The sequence below is a fragment of the Mycobacterium sp. MAC_080597_8934 genome (assembly GCF_000523975.1).
In the GTDB taxonomy this organism is placed as follows: Bacteria; Actinomycetota; Actinomycetes; order Mycobacteriales; family Mycobacteriaceae; genus Mycobacterium; species Mycobacterium avium.
This window is the reverse complement of sequence record NZ_JAOS01000052.1, coordinates 179,206-195,984: the sequence shown is the minus strand read 5'-3', so window position 1 is coordinate 195,984 and position 16,779 is coordinate 179,206. Positions and strand designations below refer to the sequence as shown.

Sequence of the window (16,779 nt, the reverse complement as noted above, 5' to 3'; positions counted from 1 at the left end):
CCGGTTTCGCCGCTGCCGGCCACAAACTCGCGGGGGATCGGGCAGAATCGGGACGTTATGGATGCAGTGGACCCGGATTCCCGACACCAGCTGGCTGTGCGGATGGCCGAGCTGGTCCGCGGGATGGCCGCGCCGCGACGGCTCGATCAGGTGCTGGCCGAGGTGACCGCGGCGGCGGTCGAGGTGATACCGGGAGCCGACATCGCCGGAGTGCTGCTGGTGCGAAAGGGCGGCGAGTTCGAGACCCTGGCCGACACCGACAGCCTGGCCGCACGGCTCGACGTCCTGCAACACGACTTCGGTGAGGGACCCTGCGCGCAGGCCGCGCTGCAGGAGACGATCGTGCGCAGCGACGATCTGCGGCGCGAGCCGCGCTGGCCGCGCTACGCGCCCGCGGCCGTGCAGTTGGGTGTGCTCAGCAGCCTGTCCTTCAAGCTCTACACCGCGGACCGCACCGCGGGGGCGCTGAACCTGTTCTCGCACCGGCCCGACGCGTGGGACACCGAGGCCGAGACCATCGGCTCGGTGTTCGCCGCCCACGCCGCCGCCGCGATCCTGGCCGGAAGCCGTGCCGAGCAGCTGTATTCGGCGGTGTCCACCCGCGACCGCATCGGTCAGGCCAAGGGCATCATCATGGAACGTTTCGGCGTGGACGACGTGCGGGCCTTCGATCTGCTGCGACGGCTGTCCCAGGAGAGCCAGGTGAAACTGGTCGAGATCGCCCAGCAGATCATCGACACCCGCGGTCAGGGCGCCTAGTCCTGCTCACTCGGGTGGTGCCGTCGTTCTAGGATGGGGTGGCTTCATCGACGAGTCCGGCGCGGCGCGGCGCCGGGGAATGGTTGGCCACGGTGTGGGACTTCGAGACTGACCCCGAATACCAGGCGAAGCTGGATTGGGTCGAGAAATTCATGGCCGAAGAGCTGGAGCCGCTCGACCTGGTGGCCCTGGATCCCTACGACAAGAAGAACGCCGAGATGATGGCCATCCTGCGGCCGTTACAGCAGCAGGTGAAGGACCAGGGCCTGTGGGCCGCCCACCTGCGACCGGAATTGGGCGGCCAGGGCTTCGGTCAGGTCAAGCTGGCGCTGCTCAACGAAATCCTCGGACGCTCACGCTGGGCCCCGTCGGTATTCGGTTGTCAGGCACCGGATTCCGGCAATGCCGAGATACTGGCGCTGTTCGGCACCGACGAACAGAAGGCCCGCTACCTGCAGCCGCTGCTGGACGGCGAGATCACCTCCTGCTATTCGATGACCGAGCCGCAGGGTGGTTCGGATCCCGGGCAATTCGTCACCGCGGCCACCCGCGACGGTGACTACTGGGTGATCAACGGCGAGAAGTGGTTCTCCACCAACGCCAAACACGCGTCGTTCTTCATCGTCATGGCGGTCACCAACCCGGAGGCCCGCACCTACGACAAGATGTCGCTGTTCATCGTTCCGGCCGAGACACCGGGCATCGAGATCGTTCGCAACGTCGGGGTGGGGGCCGAGTCCTCCAGCCGGGGCAGCCACGGCTACGTCCGCTACACCGACGTCCGGGTGCCCGCCGACCACGTGCTGGGCGGCGAGGGGCAGGCGTTCATGATCGCCCAGACCCGGCTGGGCGGGGGCCGGATTCACCACGCGATGCGCACAATCGCCTTGGCGCGCAGCGCCTTTGACATGATGTGCGAACGGGCGGTGTCCCGCAAGACCCGGCACGGGCGGCTGGCCGATTTCCAGATGACCCAGGAGAAGATCGCCGACAGCTGGATCCAGATCGAGCAGTTCCGCTTGCTGGTGTTGCGCACCGCGTGGTTGATCGACAAGCACCACGACTACCAGAAGGTGCGCCGCGACATCGCGGCGGTGAAAGTGGCCATGCCGCAGGTGCTGCACGACGTCGCCCAACGGGCCCTGCACCTGCACGGCGCGCTCGGCGTCTCCGACGAGATGCCGTTCGTCAAGATGCTGGTGGCCGCCGAGTCGCTGGGCATCGCCGACGGCGCCACCGAGCTGCACAAGATGACGGTGGCCCGCCGCACGCTGCGCGAATACGAGCCCGTGTCAACGCCTTTCCCGTCGGCGCACATTCCGACCCGGCGGGCCGAGGCCCAGGCGCGGTTGGCCGAACGCCTCGAACACGCCGTCGCGGAATTTTAGGGTTCTCGCCCGGCGTCGACTTAGTCTCGCCGACAAGCGGTTTCGGACCCAATGAGTCGACGGCCGGCGATGCTCAGGAGATGTAGCGGACGATGCTTTCGGCCACGCACGCCGGCTTGGCCGACCCGTCGATCTCGACGGTGGTCGACACCGTCGCCTGCACCGCGCCGTTGCCCAGGTCGTCGACGCCGACCAGCGAACTCTGCGCGCGCACCCGGGAGCCGACCGGCACCGGGGCGGGGAAACGAACCTTGTTGAGCCCGTAGTTGATTGCCAGCTTGATGCCGTTGACGGTGTAGATCTGGTGCTGCAGTCGCGGCAGCAGCGCCAGCGTCATGAACCCGTGGGCGATGGTGGTGCCGAACGGGCCCGACGCCGCCCGCTCCGGGTCGACGTGGATCCACTGGTGATCGCCGGTCGCGTCGGCGAACAGGTTGACGTCTTCCTGGGTGATGGTGACCCAGTCACTGTGTCCCAGCGTCTCCCCGGCCGCGGCGGCGAGGTCGGCTACTGATTCGAAGGTGCGCATTGGGTGTCTCCTTGGTTTCGGCTGCCAACAATAGCGCCCGGCCACGGTTAGCCCCGGACGGTCACGGGTAGTAGCCGGTGAGCCAGCGAACTCCACCGCCGCGGAAGGTCGTTTCATGCCCGATGTGATCGCCCACCATGGACTTCTCAAGGACACCCGGCAGCATGTCGACGACACCGGCGGGCCCGGCAGACCGGTGCTGCTCATGCACCCGTGGCCGCTGTCCGGCCAGTCGTGGTCGGCCCAGGTCCCGGTGCTGCACGCCGCCGGCTATCGGGTGGTCACCTACGACCGGCGCGGTTTCGGGCGCAGCGACAAGCCGCTCACCGGGTACAGCTACTCCCAGCTCACGCACGACCTGCACACCCTGGTCGAATCCCTCGACCTGCGCGACCTCACCCTGGTGGGCTCCTCGATGGGCGGCGGCGAGGTCGCCCGCTACCTGTCGACCTTCGGCCCCGAGCGGGTGCGCAGCGTGGTGTTCGCCTCCTCGGTGACGCCGTACCTGTTGCAGACCACCGACAATCCGGACGGGCCGCTGACCATGAAGGACGCGGCGCGGGCGACGGCGTCGTTCGTCAAGGACCAGGACGCCTTCTACGACCATCAGATGACCGAGTTCTTCTCCGCCAACGGACAATTGCGGGTGAGCCCGGCGACCCGCGCCGAGGCGCTCAGGTTATGCAAGCAGGCCGGCAAGGAGGCGTCGCTGGCCTGCGTGGCCGCCTGGGCCAACACCGACTTCCGTCCCGGGGTGTCGGTGCCGGCGCTGATCATCCACGGCGAGGGCGACGAATCCGTGCCGCTCGCCGGGTCGGCGCGGCGCACCCACCGGGCGATACCGGGCAGCCGGCTGTGCGTGATCGCCGACGGGCCGCACGGCTGCCACATCAGCCACGCGCAAGAGTTCAACGCGGCACTGCTGGACTTTCTGGCCGCCTAGGTGCCTGGGTGCGCGGCGCCGTTTCGGACGAGCCGTCGCGGGAATCCCACCCGCAACGCTGACCGCAGGAAAGGAAGGCGCATGCCAGACCACAAGGGCCACCGGGCCGAGGAAGACGTCGAACCCGAAAAGCACCAGGCTCGCTCCCGCGCGGGCAAGGGCAAAGACGACGGCTCCTACGTCGGTGCGGCGGGCTCCGACGACTCGTTCGACGCCGGTGAAACCGGCGCCGAAGCCCGCAGCGAACGCGGCTGATCAGCCGGCGAGCGCGCTGATCGCCGCTTGCAGCTTGGCGGTGGCCTGGTCGGCGACCTCCTGCAAGGCCCCCGCCTCGCCGGTCACCTTGACCATGAGTTGCGGGTCCATCGCCTCGACCAGCACCGCATCCCCCTCGGCGGGATCGGACCGCACCACCACGTTGCACGGCAGCAACTGACCGATCTGGCGATCGATGCCCAGCGCGCGGTGCGCCAGCGCCGGGTTGCAGGCGCCCAGGATCAGGTAGTCCTCCATGTCCGCGCCGAGCTTTTGTTTCAGCGTGGCTTTCACGTCGATGGTGGTCAGTACGCCAAAACCCTGATCCGCCAGTGCTTTTGTGGTCCGGTCCACCGCGTCCGGGAACGAGGTGTGCAGCGTGGTGCTCAATTTCGATGTCACCTGTGATTCCTCCTGCTTGCGACCGCTCGTCGTTCCGGCCCCGCGGTCAGGCCAGGCTCAGGAACAGTTTTTCCAGCTCATCGATCGACAGGGGCGGTTGCTGCTCGGTCCGCGTGATGCAGTCGCGCAAGCCCGAGGCGATGATCTTGAAGCCCGCCCGGTCCAGCGCCTTCGACACCGCGGCCAGCTGGGTGACCACGTCCTTGCAGCTGCGGCCCTGCTCGATCATCGCGATGACGCCACCCAGCTGACCGTGCGCCCGGCGCAGCCGGGTCAGGACGACGTCGATGTCGCCGGGGTTGTGCCGGGCGGCGTCGGCTTTGCGGGTGCGGCCGCTGTCGATTGCCATATCCATTTATACCATACCCCGTAGGGTATATGCCGCGGCGCTGGTTCGGGTGACCGCACCCGGCACGCACAATGGCGGCGTGAGGCTGCTGCTGATCGCCGACACGCACATCCCGGGCCGGGCCCGCGACCTGCCCGCGCAGGTGTGGGACGAGGTGGCCGGGGCCGACGTCGTGATCCACGGCCGGCGACTGGACGGCACCGGAGTTCTTCGACGAGCTCGACGGCCGGGCCGCCCGGCTGGTGGCCTGCTGGGGCAACAACGACGGCCCGGCGCTTCGGGCGCGACTGCCCGAGCGGGCCGACGTCACCCTGGCGGGCGTGCGGTTCACCGTCGTGCACGAGACCGGCGCCGCCGCGGGCCGGGAGGCGCGGATGTCGCGGCGGTACCCGGACAGCCAGGTGCTGGTGTTCGGGCACAGCCACATCCCCTGGGACACCACCACCCGAACCGGGCTGCGGCTGCTCAATCCGGGCTCGCCGACGGATCGCCGCCGCCAGCCGTTCTGCACCTACCTGACCGCGTGCGCCGCCGACGGCGCCGTGAGCGACGTGGTGCTGCACCGCCTCACCAAGTGACCGTGTCCCTGGTGGCGGCCCGTTCGGACCTATAAATAGCTCGGTTACAGAGGTATTATGGGCGGGGTGAAAGCACGCACGGACGTAACCTCCGAGCTGTTCGGCGTGGTCGGCCGGTTTCGCCGCCAACTGCGCAGGTCGGCCGGTCGCGCGTTCGATCCGGCCCGGCTCTCGGAGTCCCAGTCGGAATTGCTGTGGCTGGTCGGGCGGCGGCCCGGGATCTCGGTCAGCGCCGCGGCCGCCGAGCTCGGCCTGGTGCCCAACACCGCCTCGACCCTGGTCACCAAGCTGGTGTCGGGCGGATTCCTGCTGCGCGCCGCCGCGGACACCGACCGCCGGGTGTGCCAGCTGCGGCTCACCGAGTCCGCGCAGCAGATCGTCGACGAGTCCCGGGCCGCCCGGCGGGCATTGCTGTCCGAGGTGGTCGACGAACTCGACGACGACCAAATCGAGGCTTTGACAAGAGGATTGGAGGTCCTCGACATGATGACCCAAAAACTGCGGGAGCGGCGACCATGACCGGGCCGCCGCCGATGGCGATCGACGCCGAGCACCTGACCTACCGCTACGGCCAGTTCACCGCCGTCGACGACGTGACGTTGCAGGTGCGGCCCGGCGAAACGATGGGCCTGCTGGGGCCCAACGGCGCCGGAAAGACGACCATGGTCCGGATGCTGACCACGCTGGCCCCGGTGCAGCAGGGCGAGCTGCACATCTTCGGACTGGACGCGCGCCGCCGAACCACCGATATCCGCGCCAATATCGGCTATGTGCCGCAACAGCTTTCGGTCGAGCCCGCGCTCACCGGCCGGCAGAACGTGGCGTGGTTCGCCCGGTTGTACGGTGTGCCGCGCGCCGAGCGCGCCGAGCGGGTCGATCAGGCGCTGGCCGCGATGGACCTGCTCGACGTAGCCGACCGGCTGGCGTCGGCGTACTCCGGCGGCATGATCCGTCGTCTCGAGGTCGCCCAGGCGCTGGTCAACCGGCCGTCGCTGCTGGTGCTGGACGAACCGACCGTCGGGCTGGACCCGATCGCGCGCGACGGCGTCTGGGAGCACGTGCAGAAGATGCAGGCCCGGTTCGCCATGACCGTGCTGCTGACCACCCACTACATGGAGGAAGCCGACGCGCTGTGCGATCGGGTGGCGCTGATGCACCGCGGCGCGCTGCGCGCGGTCGGCGCACCCGACGAGCTGAAGGCCCGGATATCGCGGGTGTCGCCGCACGCCACGCTCGAGGACGTGTTCCGCCACTACGCGGCCTCGAACCTGGGCGGCGACGACGCGGCGCACCCGCGGCCATCGGAGTCCATCCGGCAGGTCCGCTCCAGCAGGAAGGTGGCTCGCCGTGTCGGTTGACAACGCCGCGGCCGCCACGCTGGTCCGCGCGCCGCGCGGATGGCAGCGGGTGGGCGCGCTGTCCAGTCGGGTCGGGGCGTTCGCGATCGTCGAGATGCAAAAGTTGCAGCACGACCGGACCGAACTGGTCACCCGGATGGTGCAACCGGCCCTGTGGCTGCTGATCTTCGGCACCACGTTCAGCCACCTGCACATGATCGACACCGGACCCGTGTCGTATCTGGCCTTCCTGGCACCGGGCATCATCGCCCAGTCGGCGCTGTTCATCTCCATTTTCTATGGGATACAGATCATTTGGGATCGCGACGCCGGCGTGCTGGCCAAACTCATGGTGACCCCGGCCCCGGCGTCGGCGCTGGTCACCGGCAAGGCCTTCGCGGCCGGCGTTCGCTCGGTGGCCCAGGTCGTCGGGGTGCTGGCGTTGGCCTACCTGATGCGAATCGGCTTGACCGTCAATCCATTACGGATACTGGCGGCGATGGGCATCGTCATGCTGGGTGCCGCGTTCTTCGCCTGCCTGTCGATGACGCTGGCCGGTTTGGTGCGCAATCGCGATCGGCTGATGGGCATCGGGCAAGCGATCACGATGCCGTTGTTCTTCGCCTCCAACGCGCTGTACCCGGTCGAGCTGATGCCGACCTGGTTGCACGTGCTGAGCAAGATCAACCCGCTCAGCTACGAGGTCAACGCGCTGCGGGCGCTGCTGATCGGCACGCCCTTCAACCCGGTCGACATCGCGGTGCTGGCGGCGGCGGCGGTGACCGGAATCCTCACGGCCTCAACACTTCTGCGCCGCCTGGTCGCCTAGTCCTGCTAGCCCCGCTAGCGCATGCGCCGTCGCGGCGCAAGATCGCCGCACGGTTCCGAGAGTCGATCGTGACCCGACCGTGACGATTCCCGGCCGAGGCACAATCGTTAGCCAACCGCGATCTGTCGCTGCGGCCGCGACGAGCCGATTCGACCCGCCCGCTGTGTTTCACTCCCGGAGAACAGATTCCACCGCATGGTGCGGCAGATGAAAGTTGGGATGGGTAGAGAGCTATGTCGTTCATCGAAAAGGTGCGAAAGTTGCGTGGCGCGGCGGCTACCATGCCCCGCCGGCTGGCGATCGCGGCCGTGGGGGCCTCCCTGCTGTCCGGCGTCGCCGTCGCCGCGGGTGGCTCCCCCGTCGCGGGAGCCTTCTCCAAGCCGGGGCTTCCGGTGGAATACCTCGAGGTGCCGTCGCCGTCGATGGGCCGCAACATCAAGGTCCAATTCCAGGGCGGCGGGCCGCACGCGGTCTACCTGCTGGACGGCCTGCGCGCGCAGGACGACTACAACGGTTGGGACATCAACACCCCGGCCTTCGAGGAGTTCTACCAATCCGGTCTGTCGGTGGTGATGCCGGTCGGCGGCCAGTCCAGCTTCTACAGCAACTGGTACCAACCCTCGTCGGGCAACGGCCAGAACTACACGTACAAGTGGGAGACCTTCCTGACGCAGGAAATGCCGCTGTGGCTGCAGGCCAACAAGCAGGTTTCGCCGACCGGCAACGCCGCGGTGGGCCTGTCGATGTCCGGCGGCTCGGCGCTGATCCTGGCCGCGTACTACCCGCAGCAGTTCCCCTACGCCGCCTCGCTGTCGGGCTTCCTGAACCCGTCCGAGGGGTGGTGGCCGACCCTGATCGGGCTGGCGATGAACGACTCGGGCGGCTACAACGCCAACAGCATGTGGGGCCCGTCCACCGACCCGGCGTGGAAGCGCAACGACCCGATGGTCCAGATTCCGCGGCTGGTCGCCAACAACACCCGGATCTGGGTCTACTGCGGCAACGGGACGCCCAGCGACCTCGGCGGCGACAACATGCCGGCCAAGTTCCTGGAAGGCCTCACCCTGCGCACCAACCAGCAGTTCCAGAACAGCTACGTGGCCGCGGGCGGGCGCAACGGGACGTTCAACTTCCCCGCGAACGGCACGCACTCATGGCCCTACTGGAACCAGCAGCTGGTCGCGATGAAGCCCGACATCCAGCAGGTGCTGCTGGCCAGCAACACCACCGCCCAGCCGGCCCAGCCGGCACCACCGGCGGCACCGGCGCAGCCGGCCGCCTGAAAACCGCCCAGCCAGCATCGGCAGCAGCGCACCGGTCAGCGCTGCTGCCGATGCTTTTTCTCGGACCGTTCCATCAACAGGGCGCGCCGGTCCTGGTGGAAGTAGGTGTACCCGGTCGTCACCGCGCATACAGACGTGGCCATCACCAGCATCCAGGTCCCGTTGACGACAACGCTGATGAAGCCGCCCACCGCCGCGCCCACCATAAAGCTGGCCAACAGCAGAAAGTAACCGAGCCAGTCCCCGATGTTTCCGCCACCGGCGATGTGGCGCTCGATGCCCTGGCCCATCTTGACGGTCGTGCCGGTCACGTAGCTCAACGGCACCGAAACCTCGCCGTTCTTGACGAAAGAGGTGTTCAACGCCCCGGTGCCAAACGCCAGCAGCATCATCGGCGCGAAATCGACGAGATTCTGCGTCCATCCCACATCGAAGACGTCGACCACGGTGGCGGCCGCCAAACTGAAGGTGGTCAGCACTGTCGGGCCGTGCGGATGGTCCACCCAGAAAAATCGGCGGCACAGTGACGCCACGACCACACCGGCGACGAACGCCACGATGAGCAGCCCGGCACTCACGGCCAGCCACCCTTCCCCGGTGAAATACCCGAGCACGGCGCGCTGGGCGTTACCGGTGATGAAAACCACGAAGTAGCCCGCGGAGTGGGTGAAGGAGATCGCGCCCACCACACCGGCCAGCGCCGCCAGGACCCACGACAACCGCGCTTCGCTATTGAAGGTTTCGCTCGCCACGCTGACATGCTGTCAGACGCTTGCCGCCCCCGCAGGGGACGCATAGCGAATTCCTACCAAGCGCCTATCCTGCGGTGAGCCGGGCGATGGAACGCAGCGGAATGGGCAGCCAGCTCGGCCGGTGCCGCGCCTCGTAACCGGCCTCGTACACCGCCTTGTCGAGCTCGTAGGCGGCCAGCAGCTCGGCCGAATCGCGCGGGTCGATGCCCGACGCGGCGGCGTAGCCCTCGCAGAACGCGGTCCGGTTGCGCTCGACCCATTCCCGGGCGCGGGCGGCCAGCTGCTTGTCGGTCGCCTGATCCACCAGCGGCCCGTACGCGGCGTATTCGAAGGACCGCAGCACGCCGGCCACGTCGCGCAACGGTGAGTCCGGCGCCCGCCGCTCGTCGACCGGCTGGCCCGGTTCGCCCTCGAAGTCGATCAGCAACCAGCTCTCGGGGGTCCGCAGCACCTGACCGAGGTGCAGGTCACCGTGCACGCGCTGCACCGTGATCGACTCGCCCGACAACTTCTGGAATCGCTCTTCGATGGTCGCCGCGTACTCCTGCAGCTCGGGCACCTTTGCCACGGTCGACGCCAGCCGCGACAGCACGGTCTCGACGGGGAAGGACGACTGTGCCGTCCCGAGGGATTCGGCCAGGGTGGCGTGCACGGACGCCACCGCCTCGCCCAGCCGGCACGATTCACCGGCGAAGTCGCCGCCGACTTCGTGCGCGTACAAGTCGCCCTCGGCGAACAGGTCGCGGACGCTGGCGGTGGCCATCGCCCACCCCTCCGCGGCGTTGGCCGCGAACTCGGTCACCATGCCGAGCGGCCAGGCCGCGTCGGCCGTGCCGTCCGGGGCGGCCATCTCGTAGGTGCCCAGCAGGCGGGCCACGTGCGGGTTGCCGGCGCGACCCAGCACCCGGTTGAGTTCGATGTCCGGGTTGATACCGCTGCTCACCCGGCGGAACGCCTTGAAGATCGCGGCCCGGTCGAAGATCACGCTGGTGTTGCTCTGTTCGGCGTCGGAGACGTGCGGCAGCGCCTCGAGCGGCAGCTGGGCGTCGGGCTCCTTGGCGAATCTCACCTCGGCCCCGGACGCGCGGCGCACCGCCGACGAGTCGATCAGGGAGAGCAAAAACTGCGGCGCCTCGTCGTCGTACAACGCGTCGAAGCCGGTCCGGTCGTCGGCGGCGCCGATGGTGGCCACGGTGCTGTACTCGGAGACCGGTGCGGCATCCCAGCGCACCAGGACCTGGTAGCGGTCCCGTGAGCCGTCGGCGTAGTCGGCGTCGACCAGCACCAGGTCCAGATCGTCGCGCAACCCGACGATCACGCTCGGTTCGGCGCCGGTCAGCCGGCGGTTGCGGCCGGCGTACCAACGTTGCTGCGGAAGCCAATCGGACCACGGCAGCTTGGCGGGTTCGGTCATCTGCGCCGCTCCTTCTCATACCTAACGCTGTGTACCGTCGCGGCGCGAGTCATGTGTCCTCCTCGCATGCGGTCAGCTGGAACCAATAGAAACCGTGCCCCGGCAGGGTCAGCAGGTAGGGCAGGTGCCCGATGCGGGGGAACTCCACGTGCCCGGTCAGCTCGACCGGGATGCACCCGCTCCAGTGCTGCAGATTCAGCTCGATCGGCTGCGGGAACCGCGACAGGTTGTTGACGCACAGCACGGTGTCCCCGTCGTTGGACACCTGCCGCACGAACGCCAGCACCGACGGGTTGGACCCGCCGAGCTCCTCGAACGTGCCGATCGCGAAGGCCTCGTGCCGGCGCCGCACGGCCAGCATGGTGCGGGTGAAGTTGAGCAGCGACGTCGAGGTGTCGCGCTGCGCCTCCACGTTGACCGCCTGGTAGCCGTACACCGGGTCCTGGCTGGGTGGCAGATACAGCCGGCCGGGGTTGGCCTTGGAGAAGCCGGCGTTGCGGTCCGGCGTCCACTGCATCGGCGTGCGCACCCCGTCGCGATCCCCCAGCCAGATCACGTCGCCCATGCCGATCTCGTCGCCGTAGTAGAGCACCGGCGAGCCGGGCAGGGACAGCAGCAGGGCGGTGAACAGCTCGATCTGGTTGCGGTCGTTGTCCAGCAGCGGCGCCAGCCGGCGGCGGATGCCGACGTTGGCCTTCATCCGCGGATCCTTGGCGTACTCGGCGTACATGTAGTCGCGCTCTTCGTCGGTGACCATCTCCAGCGTCAACTCGTCGTGGTTGCGCAGGAAGATCCCCCACTGCGCCATCTCGGGGATCTGCGGCGTCTGGGCCAGGATCTCCGAGATCGGGAATCGCGACTCGCGGCGCACGGCCATGAAGATGCGCGGCATCAGCGGGAAGTGGAACGCCATGTGGCATTCGTCGCCGCCGGTGCTGGGGTCGCCGAAATACTCGACCACGTCGGCCGGCCACTGGTTGGCCTCGGCCAGCAACACCCGGCCCGGGAACTCGTCGTCGACGACCTTGCGGACCCGCTTGAGGAAGGCGTGCGTCTCCGGCAGGTTCTCGCAGTTGGTGCCCTCCCGCTCGAACAGGTAGGGCACCGCGTCCAGCCGGAACCCGTCGATTCCCAGCCCGAGCCAGAACCGGATCACGTCGATCATGGCTTCCTGCACGGCGGGGTTGTCGTAGTTCAGGTCGGGCTGGTGGGAGAAGAACCGGTGCCAGTAGAACTGGCGGCGCACCGGGTCGAACGTCCAGTTGGACTCCTCGGTGTCGACGAAGATGATGCGGGCGTCGGCGTAGCGGTCGCTGGTGTCGCTCCACACGTAGAAGTCGCCGTACGGGCCGTCGGGGTCGTGCCGGGACTCCTGGAACCAGGGGTGCGACTCCGATGTGTGATTCATCACCAGGTCGGTGATCACCCGGATGCCCCGCTCGTGGGCGGCGTTGAGCAGCGCCACGAAATCCTCGACCGTGCCGAACTCCGGCAGCACCTTGTAGAAATCCCGGATGTCGTAACCGCCGTCGCGCAGCGGCGAGTCGTAGAACGGGGGCAGCCAGATGCAGTCGATGCCCAGCCACTGCAGGTAGTCCAGCTGCGCCAGCAGACCGCGCAGGTCGCCGGCGCCGTCGGCGTTGGCGTCGAAGAACGCGCGGACCAGCACCTCGTAGAACACGGCGTGCTTGAACCACGTCGGGTCGGTGGGCAGCGCGGCGGCGTTGTCGAAGTCCTCGGCCTCGGGGTGCTCGACGACACCGTCCTGGACGTGACTGCCTTCCTCGGGATGGTGTTCGACAGCTTCTCTTGCGTCGTTCATCGAATCCACGATGCCACGGGTACCCTGAGTGCGAGTTTCGGAACCCCCCTCGCCCGGCCGCGACGAATCACGCCCGGTGCCAAGCGAATTGGCCACCGACCCGCTCTCATCGACGCGGGCGTCAGGCCGGCGGCCCTTCCGCCAGCGCCACGATGGCGGTGCGGTCGCCGCCCCCCGCGGAGCGGTAGTGCACCGCGATGGTGTCACCGGGGTGATGGGGGACGAGCACGTCGGTCATCGAGGTCGCCCCGTTGATCGGGACGTTGTCGACGGCGGTGATGACGTCGCCGGGCGCGATGCCCGCGGCCGCGGCCGGGCCGGTGTTGACCACCCGCTGCACCCGCGCGCCGTTGCCGTTGTTGTCCGTCACGCCCAGCCCGAGGAATGCGGTGGGCCCGATGTGCACGGTGTTGGAGCCGGCGCCGGAGCGGATCTGGTTGGCGACGGCCATGGCGCGGCCGATCGGGATGGCGAAGCCCTGCCCGCCGGACATCTTGTAGCTGTCGGTGGCGGCGGTGTCCACGCCGATCACCTGCCCGGCGCTGTTCACCATCGGGCCACCGGAGTCGCCCGGCTTGATCGGCGCGTCGGCCTGGATCAGGCCGCCGAGGTTCTCCTGCGCGCCGGTCAGCGTGTCGGTCGCCGAGACGCTCTGGTTGAGCGCGACGACCTTGCCGGCCACCGCGTTGGGGGTGCCGCCCTGGCCGCCGACGTTGCCGAGCGCGACGATGGGCTCGCCCACCGTGGCCTCGCCGCCGATGGTGGCGGTGGGCAGGCCGGCCGCGCCGCGCAGCTGCAGCACGGCGATGTCCTGGGTGCGGTCATAGCCGACCACGTCGACGGCGTAGGTCTGCCCGTTGCCGACGTCGAACGCGCTGATTTCGGTGGCGCCCGAGATGACGTGGTTGTTGGTGAGCACCACGCCGTTCGGGTCGATCACGATGCCGGTACCGGCGCCCACCGCGTTGTTGTAGCCGAACTTGGTGTCGATGTTGACCACTTGCGGCCCCACCTGACCGACCATGGCCGACGGGTCGATCGGCGCCAGGGGGCGATCGGCGAACCGGTCCAGCGCCAGGCCCGACGGTGCCGCGGACGCCGGCGCCAGCCCCACGCCGGACCCCAGCCCGAGGCCCAGCCCGACCACGGTCAGCACACCGACCAACCATGACCACCAGACCGAGCGGTGGTGGTGCGATTTGCTCATCCCGTCACCCTCCTGCGTCGCGGTAAACACCAAACTGTCCCGGCCTGAGGATCCTGGCGGCACAATTTTGTGTATATAACCGTAATGCAGGTAGCTATGCACGGCATGTGCCAGGTTCTCAGCCGGCTCATAGGCTTACCGCCGTTTGCTGCCGCGCGCCCTACCCTGATCTGGTGGGCGAATTCGACGCCAGGGCGAGGTTCCGCCGGGCCTCGGTAGCCCGGTTGGCCACCGTCTCCCCGGGCGGGCAGCCACACCTGGTGCCGGTCGTCTTCGCCCTCGCGCAAGGCCCCGACGCGGACCATGACGCCGACCCGGACGTGGTGTACACGGCCGTCGACGCCAAACCCAAGACCACGCGGCGGCTGCGGCGGCTGGCCAACATCGACGCCAATCCGCAGGTGAGCCTGCTGGCCGACCACTACGCCGACGATTGGACCCGGCTGTGGTGGGTGCGCGCCGACGGTCTGGCCACCATCCACCGCGACGGGCCGGCCCTGGACACCGGCTACCGGCTGTTGCGCGCGAAATACCCTCAGTATCAATCGGTTCCGTTGGAGGGTCCGGTGATCGCGATCGCGGTGCGGCGGTGGTCCGGCTGGGCGCCTGAGGCGCCGGCGCCGCGCGGGCGGATCGGCCCGAAACCGTTGATCCGGCCCGGCGGTCTTGTGGTCGACGGAAGTTCGGTGAAGGGTAGCTAGAAAGGTGCTAGCCGGGCCGGCAACGGTGCGCCCCGGGCGACCTGGAGGAAAGTCATGGCGGACAAGACAACTACTTCCCAAGGCGCGGGAAACGCTCCGACCGCCAAGAGTCCGGGCGAGGTTCGCAACGTCGTGCTGGTGGGACCGTCGGGCGGCGGCAAAACCACTCTGGTCGAAGCGCTGCTGGTCGCCGCCGGGGTGTTGAACCGCCCCGGCTCGGTCGCCGACGGCAGCACGGTCTGCGACTACGACGAGGCCGAGATCCGCCAGCAACGGTCGGTGGGGGTCGCCGTGGCGTCCCTGTCGCACGACGGCGTCAAGGTCAACCTGGTCGACACACCCGGATACGCCGACTTCGTCGGCGAGCTGCGCGCCGGGCTGCGGGCCGCCGACTGCGCGCTGTTCGTGATCGCGGCCAACGAGGGTGTCGACGAGCCCACCAAACTGTTGTGGCAGGAATGCAACCAGGTGGGCATGCCCCGCGCGGTGGTGATCACCAAGCTCGACCACGCCCGCGCCAACTACGCCGAGGCGCTGGCCGCCGCGCAGAACGCGTTCGGCGAAAAGGTTTTACCGCTGTACCTGCCCACCGGTCTGCCGGCCTGCACCGGCCTGATCGGCCTGTTGTCGCAGCAGCGCTACGCCTACGCCGACGGCAAACGCGCTGTGCGGCCGCCGGATCCCGCCGACGCCGCGCAGATCGAGGCCGCTCGCGGCACCCTGATCGAGGGGATCATCGAGGAGTCCGAGGACGAGTCGCTGATGGAGCGGTACCTGGGTGGGGAGTCCATCGACGAAACGGTGCTCATCGCCGACCTGGAGCGGGCCGTCGCCCGCGGCTCGTTCTTCCCGGTGATCCCGGTCTGCAGCAGCACCGGCGTCGGCACCCTGGAGCTGCTGGAGGTCGCCACCCGCGGCTTCCCGTCGCCGATGGAACACCCGCTGCCGGAGGTCTTCACCCAGGTCGGCGCGCCGCGCGCCGGGCTGGCCTGCGACCCCGACGGCCCGTTGCTCGCCGAGGTGGTGAAGACGACGTCGGACCCCTACGTGGGCAGGGTCAGCCTGGTCCGGGTGTTCTCCGGGACCATCAGGCCCGACGCGACGGTTCACGTGTCGGGCCATTTTGCGTCGTTCTTCGGCACCGGCAACGGGAACGGCCATGCCCACCCCGATCACGACGAGGACGAGCGCATCGGGGTGCTGTCCTTCCCGCTGGGCAAGCAGCAACGCCCGGCCTCGGCCGTGGTGGCCGGTGACATCTGCGCGATCGGCAAGCTGAGCCGGGCCGAAACCGGCGACACGCTGTCGGACAAGTCCGAGCCGCTGGTGCTCAAGCCCTGGACCATGCCCGAGCCGCTGCTGCCGGTCGCGATCGCCGCGCACGCCAAGACCGACGAGGACAAGCTGTCGGTGGGGCTGGGCCGGCTGGCCGCCGAGGATCCGACGCTGCGGATCGAGCAGAACCAGGAGACCCACCAGATCGTGCTGTGGTGCATGGGCGAATCGCACGCCGGTGTCGTGCTGGACGCGCTGGCCAACCGGTACGGCGTCACGGTGGACACCGTGGAGCTGCGGATCCCGCTGCGAGAGACGTTCGCGGGCAAGGCCAAAGGGCACGGCCGGCACGTCAAACAGTCCGGCGGCCACGGCCAGTACGCGGTGTGCGACATCGAGGTGGAGCCGCTGCCGGAAGGCTCCGGGTTCGAGTTCGTCGACAAGGTGGTCGGCGGGGCGGTGCCGCGGCAGTTCATTCCGAGCGTGGAGAAGGGGGTGCGCGCCCAGATGGAAAAGGGTGTGCACGCGGGTTACCCGGTGGTCGACATTCGCGTCACCCTGCTCGACGGCAAGGCGCACAGCGTCGACTCGTCGGACTTCGCGTTCCAGATGGCGGGCGCGCTGGCGCTGCGGGAGGCGGCCGCGGCCACCAAGGTGGTGTTGCTCGAGCCCATCGACGAGATCTCGGTGCTGGTGCCCGACGATTTCGTCGGTGCGGTGATGGGCGATCTGTCCGGCCGGCGCGGCCGCGTGCTCGGCACCGACACCGCCGGTCATGAGCGCACCGTGGTCAAGGCCGAGGTGCCGCAGGTGGAGCTGACCCGCTACGCCATCGACCTGCGGTCGCTGGCGCACGGCGCGGCCTCGTTCACCCGGTCGTTCGCCCGCTACGAGCCGATGCCGGAATCCGCGGCCGCCCGAGTGGCGACCGCCGCGGTCTGACCCGAATCACACTG

At 68.7% G+C, this 16,779-nt stretch carries 17 protein-coding genes and 1 pseudogene; 11 read left to right on the top strand and 7 right to left on the bottom strand.

Annotation, left to right across the window (positions count from 1 at the left end):
- The first annotated feature begins 57 nt into the window (after window positions 1-57).
- Together NF20_RS23140 and NF20_RS23135 are read left to right on the top strand one after the other, a co-directional pair.
- Entirely contained in the window at window positions 58-759 is a 702-nt protein-coding gene (locus NF20_RS23140) for a GAF and ANTAR domain-containing protein (RefSeq protein WP_010950008.1), read from the top strand.
- 92 nt (window positions 760-851) lie between these two features.
- Window positions 852-2,147, top strand: coding sequence for an acyl-CoA dehydrogenase family protein (locus tag NF20_RS23135; RefSeq protein WP_033712377.1), 1,296 nt, complete (start codon window positions 852-854; stop codon window positions 2,145-2,147).
- A 73-nt stretch (window positions 2,148-2,220) separates the two neighbouring features.
- Here the strand turns inward: NF20_RS23135 and NF20_RS23130 are convergent, their stop codons facing one another.
- A complete protein-coding gene (locus tag NF20_RS23130) occupies window positions 2,221-2,676 on the bottom strand; it encodes a MaoC family dehydratase (protein ID WP_003874231.1) in 456 nt (151 codons plus the stop codon).
- 115 nt (window positions 2,677-2,791) lie between these two features.
- On the opposite strand from NF20_RS23130, the gene NF20_RS23125 reads away from it, so the two are divergent.
- Together NF20_RS23125 and NF20_RS27810 are read left to right on the top strand one after the other, a co-directional pair.
- Complete coding sequence (locus NF20_RS23125) at window positions 2,792-3,619, top strand: alpha/beta fold hydrolase (RefSeq protein ID WP_019733146.1); 828 nt, start codon at window positions 2,792-2,794, stop codon at window positions 3,617-3,619.
- Window positions 3,620-3,700: 81 nt separating this feature from the next.
- Complete coding sequence (locus NF20_RS27810; RefSeq protein WP_003874233.1) at window positions 3,701-3,874, top strand: hypothetical protein; 174 nt, start codon at window positions 3,701-3,703, stop codon at window positions 3,872-3,874.
- On the opposite strand, the gene NF20_RS23120 is transcribed toward NF20_RS27810, so the two are convergent.
- Together NF20_RS23120 and NF20_RS23115 are read right to left on the bottom strand one after the other, a co-directional pair.
- Window positions 3,875-4,276: a DUF302 domain-containing protein gene (locus NF20_RS23120; protein WP_019733147.1), complete on the bottom strand. Its 402-nt coding sequence runs from the start codon at window positions 4,274-4,276 to the stop codon at window positions 3,875-3,877.
- A 46-nt stretch (window positions 4,277-4,322) separates the two neighbouring features.
- Entirely contained in the window at window positions 4,323-4,631 is a 309-nt protein-coding gene (locus NF20_RS23115) for a metal-sensitive transcriptional regulator (protein ID WP_033712338.1), read from the bottom strand.
- Between the two features lie 73 nt (window positions 4,632-4,704).
- Here NF20_RS23115 and NF20_RS23110 point away from each other — a divergent pair.
- From NF20_RS23110 to ag85C, 5 genes and pseudogenes are all read left to right on the top strand, one after another.
- Window positions 4,705-5,203, top strand: a pseudogene (locus NF20_RS23110) (metallophosphoesterase family protein).
- Between the two features lie 57 nt (window positions 5,204-5,260).
- The gene (locus NF20_RS23105; RefSeq protein WP_003874237.1) at window positions 5,261-5,722 is read left to right on the top strand and encodes a MarR family winged helix-turn-helix transcriptional regulator; all 462 of its coding nucleotides are present in this window, start codon (window positions 5,261-5,263) and stop codon (window positions 5,720-5,722) included.
- Window positions 5,719-6,561 (top strand): ATP-binding cassette domain-containing protein, encoded by an 843-nt coding sequence (locus tag NF20_RS23100; protein WP_019732430.1) that lies wholly within the window; start codon window positions 5,719-5,721, stop codon window positions 6,559-6,561. The genes NF20_RS23105 and NF20_RS23100 overlap by 4 nt, the downstream gene beginning before the upstream one ends.
- Window positions 6,551-7,369 (top strand): ABC transporter permease, encoded by an 819-nt coding sequence (locus NF20_RS23095; RefSeq protein WP_019732431.1) that lies wholly within the window; start codon window positions 6,551-6,553, stop codon window positions 7,367-7,369. Before NF20_RS23100 ends, NF20_RS23095 begins: the two co-directional genes overlap by 11 nt.
- A gap of 233 nt (window positions 7,370-7,602) precedes the next feature.
- Window positions 7,603-8,652, top strand: coding sequence for a diacylglycerol acyltransferase/mycolyltransferase Ag85C (gene ag85C / locus NF20_RS23090; protein ID WP_033712337.1), 1,050 nt, complete (start codon window positions 7,603-7,605; stop codon window positions 8,650-8,652).
- Window positions 8,653-8,687: 35 nt separating this feature from the next.
- Here ag85C and NF20_RS23085 read toward each other — a convergent pair whose 3' ends face one another.
- The 4 genes from NF20_RS23085 to NF20_RS23070 all read right to left on the bottom strand — a co-directional run bounded on the left by NF20_RS23085 (window position 8,688) and on the right by NF20_RS23070 (window position 13,847).
- A complete protein-coding gene (locus tag NF20_RS23085; RefSeq protein ID WP_007167169.1) occupies window positions 8,688-9,404 on the bottom strand; it encodes a YoaK family protein in 717 nt (238 codons plus the stop codon).
- Between the two features lie 64 nt (window positions 9,405-9,468).
- Window positions 9,469-10,818: a maltokinase N-terminal cap-like domain-containing protein gene (locus NF20_RS23080; protein WP_033712335.1), complete on the bottom strand. Its 1,350-nt coding sequence runs from the start codon at window positions 10,816-10,818 to the stop codon at window positions 9,469-9,471.
- Between the two features lie 49 nt (window positions 10,819-10,867).
- A complete protein-coding gene (gene treS / locus NF20_RS23075) occupies window positions 10,868-12,640 on the bottom strand; it encodes a maltose alpha-D-glucosyltransferase (protein ID WP_003874243.1) in 1,773 nt (590 codons plus the stop codon).
- A 121-nt stretch (window positions 12,641-12,761) separates the two neighbouring features.
- Complete coding sequence (locus NF20_RS23070) at window positions 12,762-13,847, bottom strand: S1C family serine protease (RefSeq protein ID WP_033712334.1); 1,086 nt, start codon at window positions 13,845-13,847, stop codon at window positions 12,762-12,764.
- A gap of 173 nt (window positions 13,848-14,020) precedes the next feature.
- On the opposite strand from NF20_RS23070, the gene NF20_RS23065 reads away from it, so the two are divergent.
- Together NF20_RS23065 and NF20_RS23060 are read left to right on the top strand one after the other, a co-directional pair.
- On the top strand, window positions 14,021-14,548 hold the full coding sequence (locus NF20_RS23065) for a TIGR03668 family PPOX class F420-dependent oxidoreductase (RefSeq protein WP_416332334.1): 528 nt from the start codon (window positions 14,021-14,023) through the stop codon (window positions 14,546-14,548).
- A gap of 54 nt (window positions 14,549-14,602) precedes the next feature.
- Entirely contained in the window at window positions 14,603-16,765 is a 2,163-nt protein-coding gene (locus tag NF20_RS23060) for an elongation factor G-like protein EF-G2 (protein WP_033712332.1), read from the top strand.
- Window positions 16,766-16,779: the final 14 nt, after the last annotated feature.

Coding starts and splice junctions, on each gene's coding strand:
- NF20_RS23140 (WP_010950008.1), top strand. CDS start 58: ATGGATGCAGTGGACCCGGATTCCCGACACCAGCTGGCTGTGCGGATG.
- NF20_RS23130 (WP_003874231.1), bottom strand. CDS start 2,676: ATGCGCACCTTCGAATCAGTAGCCGACCTCGCCGCCGCGGCCGGGGAG.
- NF20_RS23125 (WP_019733146.1), top strand. CDS start 2,792: ATGCCCGATGTGATCGCCCACCATGGACTTCTCAAGGACACCCGGCAG.
- NF20_RS27810 (WP_003874233.1), top strand. CDS start 3,701: ATGCCAGACCACAAGGGCCACCGGGCCGAGGAAGACGTCGAACCCGAA.
- NF20_RS23115 (WP_033712338.1), bottom strand. CDS start 4,631: ATGGATATGGCAATCGACAGCGGCCGCACCCGCAAAGCCGACGCCGCC.
- NF20_RS23105 (WP_003874237.1), top strand. CDS start 5,261: ATGGGCGGGGTGAAAGCACGCACGGACGTAACCTCCGAGCTGTTCGGC.
- NF20_RS23100 (WP_019732430.1), top strand. CDS start 5,719: ATGACCGGGCCGCCGCCGATGGCGATCGACGCCGAGCACCTGACCTAC.
- ag85C (WP_033712337.1), top strand. CDS start 7,603: ATGTCGTTCATCGAAAAGGTGCGAAAGTTGCGTGGCGCGGCGGCTACC.
- NF20_RS23080 (WP_033712335.1), bottom strand. CDS start 10,818: ATGACCGAACCCGCCAAGCTGCCGTGGTCCGATTGGCTTCCGCAGCAA.
- treS (WP_003874243.1), bottom strand. CDS start 12,640: ATGAACGACGCAAGAGAAGCTGTCGAACACCATCCCGAGGAAGGCAGT.
- NF20_RS23070 (WP_033712334.1), bottom strand. CDS start 13,847: ATGAGCAAATCGCACCACCACCGCTCGGTCTGGTGGTCATGGTTGGTC.
- NF20_RS23060 (WP_033712332.1), top strand. CDS start 14,603: ATGGCGGACAAGACAACTACTTCCCAAGGCGCGGGAAACGCTCCGACC.